This window comes from Culicoidibacter larvae, assembly GCF_005771635.1.
GTDB lineage: Bacteria > Bacillota_I > Bacilli_A > Culicoidibacterales > Culicoidibacteraceae > Culicoidibacter > Culicoidibacter larvae.
This window is the reverse complement of the sequence record NZ_VBWP01000003.1, coordinates 190,215-207,867: the sequence shown is the minus strand read 5'-3', so window position 1 is coordinate 207,867 and position 17,653 is coordinate 190,215. Positions and strand designations below refer to the sequence as shown.

The following is a 17,653-nucleotide window of genomic DNA, read 5'->3' as shown; positions in this document are numbered from 1 at the left end:
AAATTAGTTTTGGTGTTATAATAAAAATATAGGTGGTGTTAATATGGAGATGAACCATGAGATGCATAATTCGGGAGCGGCTGAGCATGTTCATGATAAGCATGCCGGCCACCATACTGGCGACTTTAAAAAGAAGTTTATTATTTCATTATTTCTAACGGTACCATTGGTTATTTTGTCATCAACGATACAAGGAATTTTTGGTTATCAGCTTAATTTTCCCGGTACTGAATATGTGCAACTATTATTGGCTACCGCATTGTATTTTTATTGCGGCTTACCTTTCCTAAAGGGTGCTATTGCTGAGATTCGCGATCGGGCAGTGGGAATGATGACCCTGATTAGTGTGGCAATTACGGTGGCGTATTTTTATAGTGCAGCGACAGTGTTTGGCTTTCCGGGAATGGATTTTTTCTGGGAACTGGGAACTTTAATCTCAATTATGCTGTTAGGGCACTGGTTAGAAATGCGTTCAATTATGGGTGCGTCTAAAGCATTAGAGGCGCTTGCTGAATTATTGCCTAAAAAGGCGACAAAACTAGTTGATGGTCAACAAGTAGAAGTAGCGATGAATGATATTCATCCAAATGATCTGCTGCTCGTGCGGGCAAATGAAAAGATTCCCACAGATGGTGTGATTACTGAGGGGAACACCCACATCGATGAATCAATGCTAACCGGTGAATCGCGCCCGGTAAAGCGTGGTATTGGCGAACGGGTCATCGGTGGCTCAATCAATGGCAGCGGTACGGTTACTGTGCAAGTAAGCGGTGTTGGTAGTGATTCATATTTACAAACAGTTATCGACATTGTCCAGAAAGCGCAAAGTGCAAAGTCGAGAACCCAGAATCTGGCAGACCGAGCAGCTAAATGGCTAACCTATATTTCCTTGGCAACCGGGCTAATAACCTTAATTGCCTGGCTGGCTTTAGGGCAAGATTTGGCATTTGCCATAATGATGATGGTTGGCGTGATGGTTATTGCCTGTCCACACGCGTTGGGCCTGGCAATTCCACTGGTAGCCTCAAATTCAATTTCTCGGGTGGCAGCTAATGGTGTGCTGATCCGCAACCGAACTGCATTTGAAAATAGTGGCAAGATTTCGGCAGTTGTCTTTGATAAAACCGGAACATTGACAATCGGTAATTTTACCGTTGTCAATGTTCAATCTTTTTCCGATAAATATTCCAATGAACAAATCATTCAGTATGCCGTGGCTTTGGAACAATTTTCTGAGCATCCAATTGCGACGGCGATTGTGGCGTATGGTAAGCAACAAGCAATTTCACTGTTGCCAGTCACTAATTTTGCCGCCCTGACCGCCAAAGGCGTGCAGGGCACAATCGACAGTTACACGGTTGCTTTGCTCAGCCCGCAGGCGGCAACTGCCGCCGGGCTGAAGCTGCCTGCCGGCAGCGCCACCACAGCGCGTACAACAATCTTGCTGATTGTTGAGCAGCAGTTGGCAGGGCAAATTGAACTGGCGGATGAAATCCGACCGGAATCGAAGGCAGCCGTTACTGAGTTGCAAAAGCAAGGCATCAAGGTGTATATGGCGACTGGTGATAATGATACGGTTGCCAAGAGTGTGAGCGATGAACTCGGGCTGGATGGCTATTTTGCCGAGTTGCAACCACAGCAAAAACTGGATGTAGTGCACCAATTGATGCAGTGCGGAGAATATGTCGCTATGGTTGGTGATGGTGTGAATGATGCACCGGCCCTTGCCGAGGCAAGCGTCGGTGTGGCGATTGGCAGTGGCACTGAAGTTGCCAATGAAGCCGCCGATATTATCTTGATTAACAACAATCCGCAAGATGTTGCAAAAATGATTCAATGGGGAAAACTGACCAAACGCAAAATGATGCAGAACCTGGCTTGGGCAACCGTTTATAACGTTGTTGCCATTCCAATTGCGGCCGGGATTTTGTATCCGTTCATCTTACCGCCGGCCGTCGGCGCGGCGATTATGTCGCTAAGTACAATCATTGTTGCGATTAACGCCCAATTACTCTTGCGCCAAATTAAATAAGATATATTTTAGACATTTAGACTAAGAATGTCTAAAATGCTGACAAACTGTCTACCTTTACTAAAAAAGCATTATAATATCCTAGTAGGCAGAAAGAACGATTGGGGTGAACATTGATGCAGGATAAAAAAGCGGATGTTACCAGAGAAGCGTTACATAGTAGCTTCTATGAACTTTTAAAAGAAAAACGTTATGAAGATATCAATGTTAAAGATATTACTGAAAATGCATTTACATCACGGGCTAATTTCTATTACTATTATAGAAGTAAAGAAGAAATGATGTATGCGCTCTTCTATGAATTAAAATATAGTATTGGTATTGAAATAGATAAGCGTGTTGAACAACTGAGAGAAGTAGATGTAAATGATAGTGAAGCGCTCTCTGCTATTCTTTATCCAAGTATTTTCAGAACCTTAGAATATGTTAAGAGTAATAAGTGGATTTTTATATTGGACAAAAGGACTAATGACTTTGATTTTATTAGCACATTAAGAGTAGAATATGAAAAAAATATTACTAAGCATTTTTCGGCAGATATAAAAAAGTATAATAATGCTGAATTTATTAGGATAAATACTTTGTTCTATACAAGTGGTGTAGCAGCCGTAATTGCTGAGTGGATTAGTACTGATATGCAGACATCAATTAAGCTAATTGCAACTACTTTATATTTACAGCTATATAATTTATTTATGATTTTATATAGGACTCACATTGTTGATTGAAAAAAAGTTGATACCGGCCAACTCCTCGGGAGTTAGCCGGTATTTCATTTTGCTGTTTAAAGTTTAAATAACATTGTTAACTTTTAAGTAAGTTTTCTCCCAGAAATTTGTAGAAATATTTTCGTCAATGTAGTATTATAAGAGAGGAGTATTTATTGCTCTGGTCACGCGGATGTGGCGGAACTGGTAGACGCGCAAGATTCAGGTTCTTGTGGTGGCAACACTGTGCAGGTTCAAGTCCTGTCATCCGCACCAAAAGGGTATAACCCGAACTTCTTCTATATTGGAGAAGTATTCGGAATCATCATAAGAAAAGAGTGATGTTGAAATTAATCAACATCACTCTTTTTCTTTTAGTTTATTCGGGTGTTATTGAGCCAGAAGAAAAATGGTGATGGATATGTTATAATTATTTTGGTGAAATATATGAAAAAGATAATTATGATTAATGGAACAATGGGAATTGGGAAAAGTACAGTATCTAAAGAATTAAATAATCAATTAGTATATCAATCTGTTTATTTAGATGGTGACTGGTGTTGGGACATGAGTCCGTTTATAGTTAATGACGAGAATAAAGAAATGGTACTAAATAATATCGTTTATTTGTTGCAATCTTTTTTAAATAATTCTCAAATCGAATATATTATTTTTTGTTGGGTTATGCATGAGCAAGAAATTATTGATACAATTACAAATAGACTGGCAGGCTTTGACTTTAAGCTAGCAAAATATACATTAGTGTGTGACGAGAATGTTCTTGTAGAGCGTATACAAAAAGATATTAATGCTGGGTTACGTACAGAGGATATAATTGCAAAAACAGTAGCTAGGCTTAATTTATATGAGGATATGGACACTATTAAAATTGATGTAACAAATAAAAGTGTTCAGCAGACAGTTAATGAATTAATTCAAGTGATAAAAAAACTCTAATTTATGATCAAAATCAGCTGTTTATTAGCTATTTTTTTAATTTAAATAATCGCAAGTCTTACAGGAAAGGAGTTTAGAATGGTATGTATATTGTACTTGCTTCCAGAATCGAAACGATTACATGAAATGCAAAAACCATTCTTTAATATACCACAGAAAAAAAATAAGTTAGTGGCATAAAGAATTTAAAGAGATGATATAGCAACTTTGATACGAGGTGATAATATGAATGAAGTTATAGTTTGGGTGGATGGTTGGCAGATGCAATGTTGTGGAACAGCATTTAATATAGGAAGTATTATTGAATGGAAAGTCAGCCAAGTTAGTTATGATTTATCACCTATTGAAGACCTTGGAGTCATTGATTACTATTATGATGACCATGCCTATAATAATACTGTATCAGTATTGAGCGGTGAGGTTGTAGAGATTTGTAAAGTTTATCATGCGTATAAATTAGATGAAGTTAATAATGTATATAGACCAGTTTCCGGAAAGTTAGAGAAGTTTAACCAAGAAGCAGATGGTTGGGAAGTTGATTATGATAGTTGGAAATTTGTAGCTTATCTTGTAAAAGTAAAAAAATAAATTAAAAATAAAAAGACAGCCAATCATAGCTGTCAGAGTTCTAGTATTTATAATAAAATTTTTGGCTATAATCTCATAGAAATGTAGCCACTTGCTATTTGATGTAAAACTTCTGAACCCAGTAATATCAAGGCTAAATGTATTATATCTGGCATGAATAACCGATTCAGGTTCTTGTGGTGGCAACACTGTGCAGGTTCAAGTCCTGTCATCCGCACCATATGAAAATTTATATGCATCAAAGCTTAGCGGTTTTGGTGCATTTTTGTTCACATTTACTTTTCACTGTGCTCTTGATATACTTTACATAAGCTTTATTATTAGATATGCACGGCCTGATGTGGCTTGTGAGTTAGGTTATTTTATATCATATGAAAAGGAGAATTATTATGGAATTTAGTGGAATATGTATAATGACTGATGATGCACCCCGGCTTGTGGAATTTTATAAGACTGTCTTTCAAATTGAACCTTTTGTCGAGGGAAGTCACTATGATTTTGGGAAAATCGCTATCTATGATCCGGGTGATGTAGAGGTGGTCAAAACGAAAAATATCTGGCTGCAATGTTTTACAGTAGATATTGACGCACTATATGAACGATTGTTACAGGAAATCCCAGGTGTAGAGATAATTACACCGCCTCAACGGAGACCGTGGGGGGCATATTCATTTCAATTCGCTGACCCTGATGGCAATAAAATCGCTGTTGCCCAACAAGATAATTATCAAGAAGAATAAGCATCATTAAATCTGCTTCATTTTCTCATATAACTATATAGGCATTATATGATAAGTATATTACAGTGTTAGTATATGGAAAAGCATAGGGTATTATTTATTATGTTGTTCGCCTGTATATTGGTTTATTGGTGCGAGATTTCAAAAAGCATAATATAACGAAAATTAAAGAGTGTTCGATAATATTAGAGCGAGTTCTTTTAGATACATAGAAACGCCAACCCGAATTTTTACCAAAAGGTAGAGGTTCGGGTTTTTTCACATTCTTGATAGAACTAAAATTGTTTAGTATGATTAAGATAAATAATAAATTGTTGAAATTTGCTTGACGCGAACACCGTGTCGTCCATTATAGTTGAAGTAAGAAAAAGAAATGAGGGGTATTGTATGGAGCTTATTACAATCAGCCAAGTATCCATGAATTATGGAATCTCTACCAGAATGATTCGCTATTATGAACAGGCAGGGCTCATTCAGAGTTTGCGAAAAGAAGATTATGCCTATCGCGTGTATGATGAAATGGCAATAAGCCGGTTGCGCCAAATTATCATATTACGAAAACTGCGAGTTCCAGTAAAACAAATCGCCAGCATTCTTGATAATTCTGATGCTGCTAAAACTGTTGAAATATTCCAGCAGAACATTAATGAGATAGATAGTGAAATTACGGCCTTGGCTACAGTGAAATCTATTTTGCTGCGTTTTGTTGAGGAAATTAATGAGAAGACCGATATCAATTTAAAGCTTCTTGATGATGAAACTATTTTTTCAGTCATAAGCGCTCTTTCTTTTTCTGATAATCAAATCAAGGAAACGAAGGAGGACTTAGCAATGGACAAATTAAATCAAGCTAGTGAAGAACTGATGAAACTTGAGGATAAGGATGTACGAATTATTTATCTTCCGCCAATGACGGTGGCGGCAGTTTATGCATCCGGTGAAGGCAGTGAGGGAAAAGCCTCGGAGGTGCTCACTAAATTTATTAAGGAAAGTAATCTTCTGAAACTAAAGCCTGATGCTCGTAGTTTTGGTTTTGATTGCTCAGAAGGAGCAGCAGCTATTGGTGAAGGATCGCATGTCTATGAGATGTGGGTTTCAGTACCCAAAGATATGAGCATTCCTGAACCATTAATAAGACGTGAGTTCAAGGGTGGATTATACGCAGCGCATGTATTACGAGCATGGGACTTTCAAGACTGGCGCCGACTTAGCGAATGGGTTGAAGCAAGCGATAAATATGATAACGATTGGGGTGCACCACGCTGGGAATCGGCAGAAACAGTTTTCGGTCAAGGACTGGAAGAAACTCTTAATTTTTATAACTTTATCGAAAAACATAATGCCGAGATGAACTACTTACAACTGGATTTACTATTCCCGATTAAGGAGAAATAAAATGCAAGACTTTACAATTAATTCTAATATTTCCTTTGGTGGCTATGAGTGGCGTATTCTTGATAAAAAAGATGACGCGCTCTTACTTGTCACTGAAGTCATCATTGATCAACGTTCTTATCACGATGCCTACGAAGATATTACTTGGGCGGATTGCTCGTTGCGAAAATATCTTAACGGTGAATTTTTCGAGAAATTCACCGACACGGAGCAGCAGCGGATTATTCCAGTCACTAATAAAAATGTCGATAATCAGTGGTATGGTACTAATGGCGGAGTTGATACTGAAGACTATATATTCTTATTAAGTCTTGAAGAAGTGTGCAAATATTTTGGCGACAGTACTATGTTGCTGCAGAACCCTAAAAAGAATCAAAGATATTGGTTTGAAAGAAAAGATGCGAACAATAGTAAGCGTTTGGCAAGACTCTATGATAAAAATGGTGACTGGTGGTGGTGGCTTCGTTCGCCAGGCCGTCTGAATAATAAAGCTGCCTATATACATGGTACTGATGGTAACATCGGTATTCAGGGGAATAATATTTTAAAAGGTAATATTAGTGATGGCTGGTGCACCGGCGGAGTTCGTCCGGCACTTTGGCTGAAAGTATAATTGAATAAAAGCGGGAAGCAACAAAGTCGAAAGACTTTGTTGCTTTTTAATTAACATGCGGCGCGGCCGCGGGAGACATTTTTAAGTTTAATGTGCCGGTAAAGAGTGGACTTACTGATGTCATATTTTTGGGCAATTTTGCAGACTGAGGTATTGGTTGTTTGATATTCACTGATTGCGGCATCAACTGATGTTGTAAGTTCTGGTCGACCAAGCTTTTTGCCATTTGCTTTGGCGGCAACCAGACCGGCTTTCACACGGTTGCGGATAAATTCAGCTTCCATCTCTGAGAAGGCACCCATGACGGTAAAAAAGAATTTTCCCATTGGTGTACTGGTATCAATATTGTCGGACAAACTAACAAAGTTAATTTGTTTGGCTTCGAATGAGTCGAGAATTGTTAAGAGTTCGCGGGTGTTGCGGGCGATACGATCAAGTTTGTAGACAAGGAAGGTATCGCCGGGCTCAAGGCTTTCAAGAGCCAGACGCAGTTGAGTACGGTTGCTTTCGCGGCTGCTTATTTTTTCTTTATATAGTAAGTTATAGCCATAACGTTTAATTTGGTAATACTGAGAACTGAATGTTTGACTGGTTGTTGATACACGCATATATGCTACTGTTTTCATAGTGAAGACTCCTTTAAATTTTTTCTTGCATTCCTACTACTTATAGTGTACAATAAACACTAATTTTTTGGAAACTGCAAATGTAGCATGTTATTAAAAAATAAAGATACCAATTATCCAATAATAGCTGTGAAAACCTCCGCTTTTTTAAAGATGCACCACATTTCCAATATCCTAGTGTTTATTGTAAAACGTGAAAATGGAGGATCTATACAATGAAAAAAAGTAAAAAGATTTGGGGTGCAGGATTAGTATCTGCAGCTTTAGCCAGCGTAATTGTTGCTGGTTCATTCTTTCCACTTGCACAAAGTGTAAGTGCAACAGACATTATTCTTTGGTCGGATACGACTTTATCATCTGATAAGCCAGTAATTAGCGAAACTGGTACTCATGATATTAACTTTACCCTTTCTGCATTTACCAAAGACGAGCTGAGATTATTAGTTCAAAGTAAAACAGCTTCTTTCAAAATTCCGGAAGAGTTAGTTGGTAAGATTGAAGCTAATGGCGATGCGCAAATTGAGATTACTTATGAACTTGCTAAGGCATTGTTTGAAGAGTTAGGAATTAATAACTTAGTTAGTACAATTGATAACGGCGTTGACAAACTTGCAGCATTCCTTGCTGAAAGCGAATTGTTTGGCTATAATGTTAACTTTGATGACATTTATGCGGCTTTAGATTTAAAAACTATTTGGGATAACATATCAGTTCTTTCGCTTAATGCACCAGTCACAGTATCTGAAGACGGTGCCTATTTATCGGTAACTTTTGAAGATAATGCATTTGACAAAATTGCCGAAGTTCTTAGAGACATCATTAACAACATCGGTACAGCTCTTGATACGTTTGAAATTACCAATCCAGGAGTAATGGGTGGTATTATTTCAAGTATTGCTATGAGTATGTGGGATGTAGTAGTAGATGCTTATGATCTTCTTGCGGCACCGATTCTTCACTCATTGGTAGATGGCGCTGATTTGATTGCATCTATCGGCGATTTCAGAACAAAATTCACAACTAAAGTTATACTTCCAACAACTTTAACTGCTGAATATGACTTCTTTAAAACTTATGCACCACATGGTTTAACTGTTGAAGTGGATGGCACATTCACTACGCCTGCTTTAATTCCAATCGAATTATGGACTGATCGTCATGATACAACAACAATCACTTTTGCTGATATTGTTGCGCCTGATGCACCAGTTGTAAATGCAATCAATGGTACTCAAGCAGCTGGTTACACAATCAATGCTGATGATATTGAAAAAGGTGCTACAATTACGGTTGTAAATGCTAATGGTGATGTACTTGCCAGCGGCATTGCCGGACCAGTTGATTTAGTAGTTGCTGCCGGTGCAGCAAAAGCTGAAGAAACACTTTACCTGTATGCAACTGATACTGCTGGCAATAAGAGCGACAGCGCAATTGCAGTTATGCCAGTGGAAGCTGCAACAGCAGATGAAGCAGGAACTAATGGTACTAACGGTAACACACCAAACACTAGCGGATTGCCAGTAACTGGTGATGACGCTGCGGTATTTGGTTTATTAGGCGGACTTGGAGCTGTGACGGCAGCTGCATATTTCCTAATCAGAAAAAAATCGTAAAAGTTTGTAATATGATAATTCTTCTTTATAATAAAAATCCATAATAGCTAATAGTTATCGTGTATGATAACTTGATTTCCGAAAGTTGTATTTATATAAAATAAATACCCAAGCAGCCTCGGCTGCTTGGGTAATAAAAAAGATATAAGAAATCCCCCTTCTTATATCTTTTTTTTATTGTGCTAGATTCAATATGGCTACCGGATTTTTCTTTTTCAATAAAAATATGGTATAATTATCATTGAAATAAATGATGAAGGAACGAAGAAATTGTGAAGAAAATTCTTGTATTTATAGGAGTTGGCGTGCTGGCTCTTGGTATTGCTCTGGCAGCTGTATTTGCGATTCCGGCGATGAGCGGGAGTGCAGTCATTGCCGAACGCGGCGTTAGGAATCAGCGCTTGGCAGAGATTCCGGAGATTGTTATGAATCCGGAGCAAAATGAAAAAATAGGCACTTTATATATGCCGAAGTTTGATGTTGAAGTACCACTGATTTATGGCTACAATGCCGAATATATGGATCAATATTTTGATGAGGTTGGCTTAGAGGCTTGGAATAATTTTCCCGGGCAGAACAACAAGTTGTATATTAATGGTCACCGCCATTTAGCTTTTCAGAATCTAAAGAATATTGAAATTGGCGATACAATTATATTGAAGATGCCTTATGGTGAATTTACTTATGAAGTGTATAAAGAGCCGCAAGTGGTATTGGCTAATGACAGCGAAGCGGTTAAGTTTTATACTGAAGACCACGATACAGAATTTAAACCGCAGATTTTACGGCTGCAGACGTGTTATCCATTTGAAGCCGGCAGTACTTTGGATCATCGTTATTTGGTTGATTTGAAGTTAGTTGAGTCGAAATACGTTTATCAATAATCGAGAAAATTTTGACCCCCTTGACGCCAATGGCGTCAAGGGGGTCTTGCTTTTGACTAACATTTCTGCAAGATTTCAAAGCCCATCCGATATCTATGTTACAATAATTTTTGAAGTGAGGAGTGCACAGTGAAGAAGCGTATAATTTTAGTTGTTTTAGTTATTATAGCAGTTTGGATAGCGATTGCTGCTGTTGCCAGTCATCGACTGGTGGTTGCTCAATATGTAGTTCCCAGCAATAAGGTAAGTGAAGAGGTGAAAGTCGTTCAGCTTTCTGATTTGCACTTCCATGAGTTTGGCGCCGGAAATATTGAATTGGTGGATACTGTACGCAAGTGTGCTCCGGATATTATTGTAATTACCGGCGATTTATTTGATATTCAGGGAGATAGTGTGCCGAAGCAGTTAGTACAACAATTGGTTGGCATTGCTCCGGTTTATTATGCGCCCGGCAACCATGAGTTTGATATTAACGGCGAATACGAGCAAAATTATTTGCCGTTTCTAGCTTCGACAGGCGTACATGTGCTGGATAATACCAGCACATTGGTGAGTGTAAACGCGCAGAAGATTCAGCTCAGCGGACTTTACAGTACCGCGAGTCTGGCGTACGAAAATGAATATTTTCGTACCGGCTTAGAGCAATTGAAGGCTGACCAAGAGCAACAATATTTTCAATTGTTGCTGGCGCATATGCCTGACTACTTTGCAATGTATATGGAGTATGATTATGACTTAGTTTTGAGCGGTCATACCCATGGCGGGCACATGCGTATACCATTTACCCAAATTGGTGCTTATGCTGCCGGTCCGCAACATACACTGCTGCCGAAATATGTGTATGGTGAATATCGCTCTGGTGATAAACGGATGATTGTCTCTGCCGGTTTAGGTGGTGGCAGCAAACTGCAAAATGCGATTCCGCGTTTCGGTAATCCATATGAAGTCGTGGAGATTGTCATTACTCCAGTGAATGAATGATAAAAGAGACAGCTTATGGCTGTCTCTTTTAAACAATCAAAAAAGAAATTAATTTCAAAAATAAATATTTTATAGAAACATATTGCATTAATTATCTAAGGGCGCTATAATGTATTTGTAATAGCTTTCAAAAAAATGGAGGTGAATGAAAATGGATACACTAAAAACCATAGCAGGAGGCTTGGTTGTCTCTTGTCAAGCTCTGGAGGATGAACCGTTGCATAGTTCATTTATTATGGCAAGAATGGCAGTAGCAGCGCAGGCAGGCGGTGCAGTGGCAATTCGGACAAATTCAGTTGAAGATATAACAGCAATTCGCTCAGCTGTATCACTGCCGACAATCGGGATTATTAAGCAAGATTATGCTGGGTCTGCGGTTTATATAACGCCAACAAAAGCAGAAATAGATGCTTTATTGGCAACAGGAACTGAGATTATTGCTATGGACGCAACTATGCGGCAGCGGCCAGCCGAGACATTACCGGAGTTAGTGGAATATTGCCGTAAAGTGGCACCTAAGGTATTATTGATGGCAGATATAGATTCTATTGCAAACGCAAAATATGCTGAGACTCTGGGATTTGATATTATTGCACCAACATTGATGGGCTATACCGATGAAACTAAGGATTGGAATATTGCTGATAATGGTTTTGAGCGATTGAAACAGATGTTAAAAGATATTACGACACCAATCATTGCTGAAGGCCACATCGACACACCGGAAAAGGCAAAACGAGTGCTTGAACTAGGTGTGCATGCTGTTGTTGTTGGCGGGGCGATTACCCGACCACAGCAAATTACCGAACGTTTTGTTGAGACAATGAAAAAATAGGAGGAAAAAGTATGAAAACAAGTTTTTTGGATCGAGTAGCAGCCGCGGTAACACCGTTGGCAGTAAAATTTTCGAATCAGCGTCATCTGGCGTCAGTACGGGATGGCTTTATTGCATTGATGCCATTGGTAATTGTTGGTTCAATTATGGTTTTGATTAATAATGTGTTGTTAAGCAACACCCAAGGTGGTATTTGGGGACCAGGCAGTCCGCTGGAGGGCTTGGCAGATTTAACGGCATTTAAAGAAATTGGCGTTAGAATTTATACCGGTACCTTGGATATTATGGGATTGCTGATTGTATACACTATTTCATATAAACTAAGCGCTACCTACGGTGAAGATGGATTTATTCCCGGATTAGTTGCAGTAGGTTCATTTATTGCGATGATTCCATTAACCCAAGCGATTATTTTATCACCTGAACAATTGGCATCTGGAACACTTGATGTTGCCAACTTGAATACAGTGTATCTTTCAGCAGTAGGTATGTTTGTGGCGATTGCGGTATCGTTGATTGCTACCGAAATCTTACTTCGTTTGTCACGAATTAAAGCATTAATTATTAAGATGCCCGAAAGTGTACCACCAGCAGTGGCACGTTCATTTAATATTATGGTACCAACATTAATTACTTTAGGTATTTTTGCTATTGTGGCCTTTTTGTTGAATTACTTCTGGCAAACCGATATTTTTACGCTTATTAATTTAGCAATAAAAACGCCGGTGCAAGCATTGTTCCAAGGATTACCGGGCATTTTCTTAGTTATGTTTTTACAAAACTTCTTATGGGCCTTTGGGATTCATGGAGCATTTATCTTATCACCAATTACTGAGCCAACTTTATTGGAGGCATTAACTGCAAATGCTACGGCAATTTCGCAGGGATTGCCGGCATTGAATATTGTTACAAAACCATTTATTGATGCTTTTGTCTTGATTGGCGGCGGCGGAACGACTATTGGTTTGTTGATTGCGCTCTTCATCTTCTCAAAACGGGAAGACCATAAAGCAATTGCTAAGTTAGCAGCAGCACCAGGTTTGTTTAACATTAATGAGCCGCTGATGTTTGGTTTGCCGGTTGTTTTGAACCCAATCTATATGATTCCGGTGGTAATTGCACCGCTAGTGAATTTATGTATTGCTTATTTTGCGACTTTAATTGGTCTGGTAGAGAAAACATATGTTATGACACCTTGGACCACGCCACCGGTTATCTCTGCTTTTCTGGCGACTGGCGGAGACTGGAAAGCAGCCGTGTTGGCAGTTTTACTTATCGGTGTGGCAACATTAATTTATATTCCTTTCGTCATCATCGGCAATAAGGTAGATCAAACTGTTGAGGCAGAATAGAGAAAAGAGGAATCATCATGAATTATTTAGTCGCTTGCGATTTGGATAATACGTTATTGGATAGTCAGTATAATATTTCTGAGGCATGCAGTGATACGATTCGCGCGTTTACTGCGGCTGGAAATTTATTTGTTATTGCAACCGGACGATTAGATCACGATATTGTTTACGTTGAAAAACATATTGGGCTTGCCGGTAATTATCGAATTAGCCAAAATGGCGCAATTATTAAAGATAGCAATAATAAGACGTTGCAGCATTTAAAAATAGCACAGCCGGTATTACAGCCGCTATCGCAATTTTTAGCAGCAATGAACATTCGTTTTGAAGTTTCAGATGCGGATCACCGTTATTTTCCGTCACCACGGCCGGCAGATATGGTTGGTGAGTTTGTCGACTCATCAATTGTAGACCCTAACATGTCGGAACGGATTGGCATCGATATTTTCCCGAGCACCTTCCTGATTTTTGGCAATGAGACAATTTTTGCTGAAATTCGCTGCTATGTGGAGAGCAACTTCAGCGAAGCAATTATTGCAATAATGACCAGTCCAACATCGCTCGAGATCATCCCTCGTGATGTTTCAAAAGGCAACGCTTTAGCATATATTCAACAGTTGGAAGTGATTGGTATTTCTAACACAGCGGCAATCGGTGATTCTGAGAATGATGTTTCGATGTTCGCTTATGCCAAATATTCGTTTGCAATGACCCATGCCCATAACGATGTGAAGCAGGAAGCAGCATATATCATGGATGATGTTGCTGACTGTATCAACTTTTTGAAGGAGGAACAGCGATGAAAATTATTTATCTTCCTTTAGACGAACGCCCATGCAATCGGGTATATCCGCAGCAGATAGCTGAATTGGGTAATCAGGTAGAACTGATTACCCCGGATATTTCCTTGCTCGGCATGAAAAAAAAGCCTGCTAATCGCGAGGCTTTATGGCAGTTTATTGAGACGCATGCAGGAACTGCAGATGCCTTGGTACTTTCTGTAGAAATGTTATTTTATGGTGGCTTGTTACCATCGCGGATTCATTATTTGAGTGAAGCAGACACTGTGGCAAGTATTGAGCGACTTCGCGGGTTGCGCAATAAAATGCCACAGCTGAAAATTTACGCTTCAAATCTGATTATGCGCACGCCGCAATATGACAGCAGCGATGAAGAGCCGGATTACTATGCTGACTATGGTCAGGCATTGTTCCGCCGTGCGTTTTTGCTAAATAAAAAGACGCGACTGGGGTTAAGTCAGGAAGAGGCTGAAGAATTACAAGCTATTAGTATTCCGCAAGAATATATTGATGACTACGAAACCCGCCGCGCATTCAATATTGATGTCAACAGTCGGATTATTCAGCTGGTATCCGAAAATGTTATTGATTTTCTGAGTATTCCGCAAGATGATTCAGCGCCATTCGGATATACTGCTTTAGATCAACAAACGATTGTTAAATTGATTGCTGATTTACAACTGAGCCAGTGGGTACACATGTACCCCGGCGCCGACGAAGTCGGCGCCTCGCTGATTGCCCGGGCGTACAATCAGTTTAGCGGAACCCGGCCAAGCATATACCCGTTATATGCTTCAACCTTGGGACCGCAACTAGTGCCATTATACGAGGACCGGCCGATACACGAAAGTGTGAAAGCACATATTCGTGTGAGCGGCAGTTTGGTAGTAGAAACAGCTGAGGCGGCAGACATTGTGCTGGCGGTGAATACGCCGGGGCAGCGGATGCAAGAGGCGCCGGAGCAAGGCGAGCGTGATATAACTTATGCGAGCTTTCGTAATGTCGCGGTATTTTGTGAGCAAATTGCAGCATTGCTTGAAGCCGGCAAGTGTGTGGTAGTCGCTGATTCAGCGTATGCCAATGGTGGCGATTTAGAACTAATTAAAACCCTCGATGCTATGGGATTGCTAAATAAAATCAGTGGTTACATGGGCTGGAATACCAATTGCAATACGCTTGGAACGGTTATTGCTACTGCGATTTTTGCCCAAAAAGACAGTGATGCCTACAAAATTAAGCAGCACATCTATTTACATTTGCTTGAAGACGTCTGCTATCAAGCGGTTGTCCGCAAACAAGTGACTGAGCAGATTTTACCGCAGTATGGTTTGAATTATTTTGATGTGAAAGCACATGAGGAAATAATCGCTGGGATTATTTCCGAACAGATTTTAGCGGAATACCAACTTCTGGTTACCAATTGTTTAAAAGAATTTTCTACCACGAAAATAAAGGTGTATTTACCTTGGCAAAGGATGTTTGAGATTGGGCTGGAAATTGTGATATAATGTTTCTTGAGGTGAAGCCGGCTATGATGAGTTTAGAAGAATTTTATGCCAACTTGAATTTGCAGGCGAATAGATTAACCAAGAAAGATCGCATGGTGATGGATTATATTAAAGCTGATCCAGAGCGATTTGTAACTGCTAATGGTCGTGATATTGCTGAGGATTTGCAAGTTTCCGAAGCAACAATAAGCCGCTTTTGCCAGAAAGTTGGGTTTGGTGGTTTTAACGAACTGCGATTTGTGCTATCGCAAGTTTTGCAGCAGCAGGGTGAGCGCAGTGTTGGCGAAACGGCTGATTTAAGTGTACAGTTGGTTCGTGACTATTATACAATTATTCAGCAGGCACAGGCTTTGCTCAATATCAAAGATATTGAACGTTGTGCGCAGCATATTGTTGATGCTCGCAATATCTATGTGGCCGGAATGGGTAGTTCGGGGTTTACTGCTTTAGAAATGAGTTCTAAGTTTTCACGACTAGGATTAAATGTACAGGCAGTCACTGATAATTATTTTATCCGCATTAAAGCTGTCAATATGACCAAGGATGACGTTTTTATCGGGGTTACCCTTTCTGGTGAAACTGAAGAAATTTTGTTTGGTTTGGAAAGTGCCAAAGCAATTGGTGCACCAACGATTGTGATTACTAACTTTGCCCAGTCGTCAGCTACTGAATTCGCCGATATTGTGTTACTGACACCGCAACGTAAATCAGTGCCAACACAAATGTTAATTTCAGCGCAGTTGGCGCAATTGTATGTTATTGACATGTTATATACTGATGTCGTTTCTAAAGATACAGCAGCTAATACTGAAAAAATCGAGCGAATTACCCGTTTGATTACCGAACGCTAGAAAAATTGAAACCGCGCGAAGCCTTGGCTTCGCGCGGTTCTTTCTTTTATTCAACAATAATTCGGGGAAGGCGGCAATGAAATTTAGTGGCAATGTCCAGTTGTTCATGCCCCAGGCGACGAGCAAATTGTTCCAAGGTGATTTGTTCTTTGCCATCTTTGCCGATGACGGTTGCAATGGTGTCTAGCTGTATGGCTTCGATGCCGCTAGTGTCAACAACGAGGTAATCCATGCTGGCGTTACTGATGATTGGCGCTTTTTTACCATTAATCAGCATATAACTGCCAGTTGCAAATAAGTTTCTGGGGATGCCGTCGGCGTAGCCAATTGCCAGGACGGCAATTGGCATTGTGCGTTCGGCTTTAAAAAGGCAGCCGTAGCCGACGTGGTCACCGGGTTGAAGCTCTTTGGTGGCGATGACGCGGCTTTTTAGTGTGAGTACCGGTTGCAGAGGAAGTTTCTGGTAGTCGGCTTCAGTATAGAGTAGGCCGTAAATGCCAAGGCCGATGCGAACGAAGTCGTATTCGAGTTGGGGGTAGTGAAAGAGTCCATAGGTGCTTTGGGTGTGTTGGAAGCCGGGATTGATGCCTTGCTTTTTAAGATATTTGATGACTGCTTGAAAGTGGAGAATCTGTTTTTGGGTGAAGGTGATGTCGGGAACCAATAAGCTGTCGGCGACAGCGAAGTGGGTGAAGATGCCTTCGATGTGTAGTGCGGGCTCGCGGTAAAGCGAGGCGATAGCTTCGAAATTTTGATAGGGCTCGCCCAAGCGATGCATGCCGGTATCAATTTTGATGTGGCAGCGCACAGCGGAGTCCGATGTTGCGAGTTGCATGCCGTATTGGTAGCCAGAAATTGTTTGAATGCAATTGTGTTCAATAATTTCCGAGATTCGGCTTGGCGTAGTTGGACCAAGAATCAGAATTTCACCGTAAATATTATTCTGGCGCAGTTCAATTGCTTCATCTAAGGTGGCTACGGCAAAAAAGTGAATGCCGGCTTTGGCGAGTTGTTGGGCAATAATTACCGCGCCATGGCCATAGGCATTCGCTTTGACGATGGCAATGATTTGATGTTGAGTAGGCGAATAAGCCCGTAATAATTCAAGGTTGTATCTAAGTGCTGCAGGACTTATTTCAATCCAAGCCCGTTCGGTTTCATGAGTCATAGT

At 40.1% G+C, this 17,653-nt stretch carries 17 protein-coding genes and 1 tRNA gene; 16 read left to right on the top strand and 2 right to left on the bottom strand.

What is annotated here, in order from left to right; genetic code table 11:
* Positions 1 to 43: 43 nt before the first annotated feature.
* The 8 genes from FEZ08_RS05130 (at position 44) to FEZ08_RS05095 (ending at position 7,032) form a co-directional block, all read left to right on the top strand.
* Entirely contained in the window at positions 44 to 2,032 is a 1,989-nt protein-coding gene (locus FEZ08_RS05130) for a heavy metal translocating P-type ATPase (RefSeq protein ID WP_138190639.1), read from the top strand.
* Positions 2,033 to 2,148: 116 nt separating this feature from the next.
* On the top strand, positions 2,149 to 2,760 hold the full coding sequence (locus tag FEZ08_RS05125; protein WP_138190638.1) for a TetR/AcrR family transcriptional regulator: 612 nt from the start codon (positions 2,149 to 2,151) through the stop codon (positions 2,758 to 2,760).
* A 168-nt stretch (positions 2,761 to 2,928) separates the two neighbouring features.
* Positions 2,929 to 3,015, top strand: a tRNA-Leu gene (locus tag FEZ08_RS05120).
* A gap of 171 nt (positions 3,016 to 3,186) precedes the next feature.
* On the top strand, positions 3,187 to 3,696 hold the full coding sequence (locus FEZ08_RS05115; RefSeq protein WP_138190637.1) for an AAA family ATPase: 510 nt from the start codon (positions 3,187 to 3,189) through the stop codon (positions 3,694 to 3,696).
* A 225-nt stretch (positions 3,697 to 3,921) separates the two neighbouring features.
* A complete protein-coding gene (locus FEZ08_RS05110; RefSeq protein WP_138190636.1) occupies positions 3,922 to 4,284 on the top strand; it encodes a DUF6578 domain-containing protein in 363 nt (120 codons plus the stop codon).
* A gap of 389 nt (positions 4,285 to 4,673) precedes the next feature.
* Positions 4,674 to 5,024, top strand: coding sequence for a VOC family protein (locus FEZ08_RS05105; protein ID WP_171014944.1), 351 nt, complete (start codon positions 4,674 to 4,676; stop codon positions 5,022 to 5,024).
* A 387-nt stretch (positions 5,025 to 5,411) separates the two neighbouring features.
* Positions 5,412 to 6,419, top strand: coding sequence for an effector binding domain-containing protein (locus FEZ08_RS05100; RefSeq protein ID WP_138190634.1), 1,008 nt, complete (start codon positions 5,412 to 5,414; stop codon positions 6,417 to 6,419).
* A 1-nt stretch (position 6,420) separates the two neighbouring features.
* Positions 6,421 to 7,032, top strand: a complete 612-nt coding sequence (locus tag FEZ08_RS05095; protein WP_138190633.1) for a DUF6273 domain-containing protein — start codon at positions 6,421 to 6,423, stop codon at positions 7,030 to 7,032.
* A gap of 50 nt (positions 7,033 to 7,082) precedes the next feature.
* On the opposite strand, the gene FEZ08_RS05090 is transcribed toward FEZ08_RS05095, so the two are convergent.
* Positions 7,083 to 7,658: a recombinase family protein gene (locus FEZ08_RS05090; RefSeq protein ID WP_138190632.1), complete on the bottom strand. Its 576-nt coding sequence runs from the start codon at positions 7,656 to 7,658 to the stop codon at positions 7,083 to 7,085.
* A 215-nt stretch (positions 7,659 to 7,873) separates the two neighbouring features.
* On the opposite strand from FEZ08_RS05090, the gene FEZ08_RS05085 reads away from it, so the two are divergent.
* The 8 genes from FEZ08_RS05085 (at position 7,874) to FEZ08_RS05050 (ending at position 16,482) form a co-directional block, all read left to right on the top strand.
* Complete coding sequence (locus tag FEZ08_RS05085; RefSeq protein WP_138190631.1) at positions 7,874 to 9,271, top strand: adhesive domain-containing protein; 1,398 nt, start codon at positions 7,874 to 7,876, stop codon at positions 9,269 to 9,271.
* 272 nt (positions 9,272 to 9,543) lie between these two features.
* Positions 9,544 to 10,155 (top strand): sortase, encoded by a 612-nt coding sequence (locus FEZ08_RS05080; RefSeq protein WP_138190630.1) that lies wholly within the window; start codon positions 9,544 to 9,546, stop codon positions 10,153 to 10,155.
* A gap of 129 nt (positions 10,156 to 10,284) precedes the next feature.
* Positions 10,285 to 11,136 (top strand): metallophosphoesterase, encoded by an 852-nt coding sequence (locus FEZ08_RS05075; protein ID WP_138190629.1) that lies wholly within the window; start codon positions 10,285 to 10,287, stop codon positions 11,134 to 11,136.
* Positions 11,137 to 11,281: 145 nt separating this feature from the next.
* Entirely contained in the window at positions 11,282 to 11,971 is a 690-nt protein-coding gene (locus tag FEZ08_RS05070) for an N-acetylmannosamine-6-phosphate 2-epimerase (RefSeq protein WP_138190628.1), read from the top strand.
* An 11-nt stretch (positions 11,972 to 11,982) separates the two neighbouring features.
* Complete coding sequence (locus FEZ08_RS05065) at positions 11,983 to 13,323, top strand: PTS sugar transporter subunit IIC (protein ID WP_138190627.1); 1,341 nt, start codon at positions 11,983 to 11,985, stop codon at positions 13,321 to 13,323.
* A 17-nt stretch (positions 13,324 to 13,340) separates the two neighbouring features.
* Positions 13,341 to 14,126 carry a Cof-type HAD-IIB family hydrolase gene (locus FEZ08_RS05060; RefSeq protein WP_138190626.1) on the top strand — a complete coding sequence of 262 codons (786 nt, stop codon included), beginning with the start codon at positions 13,341 to 13,343 and terminating at the stop codon, positions 14,124 to 14,126.
* Positions 14,123 to 15,631, top strand: a complete 1,509-nt coding sequence (locus FEZ08_RS05055; RefSeq protein WP_138190625.1) for a DUF4127 family protein — start codon at positions 14,123 to 14,125, stop codon at positions 15,629 to 15,631. The genes FEZ08_RS05060 and FEZ08_RS05055 overlap by 4 nt, the downstream gene beginning before the upstream one ends.
* A gap of 23 nt (positions 15,632 to 15,654) precedes the next feature.
* Positions 15,655 to 16,482, top strand: coding sequence for a MurR/RpiR family transcriptional regulator (locus FEZ08_RS05050; protein ID WP_171014943.1), 828 nt, complete (start codon positions 15,655 to 15,657; stop codon positions 16,480 to 16,482).
* Positions 16,483 to 16,528: 46 nt separating this feature from the next.
* Here the strand turns inward: FEZ08_RS05050 and alr are convergent, their stop codons facing one another.
* Positions 16,529 to 17,650: an alanine racemase gene (gene alr / locus FEZ08_RS05045; RefSeq protein WP_138190623.1), complete on the bottom strand. Its 1,122-nt coding sequence runs from the start codon at positions 17,648 to 17,650 to the stop codon at positions 16,529 to 16,531.
* Between the last annotated feature and the right edge of the window lie 3 nt (positions 17,651 to 17,653).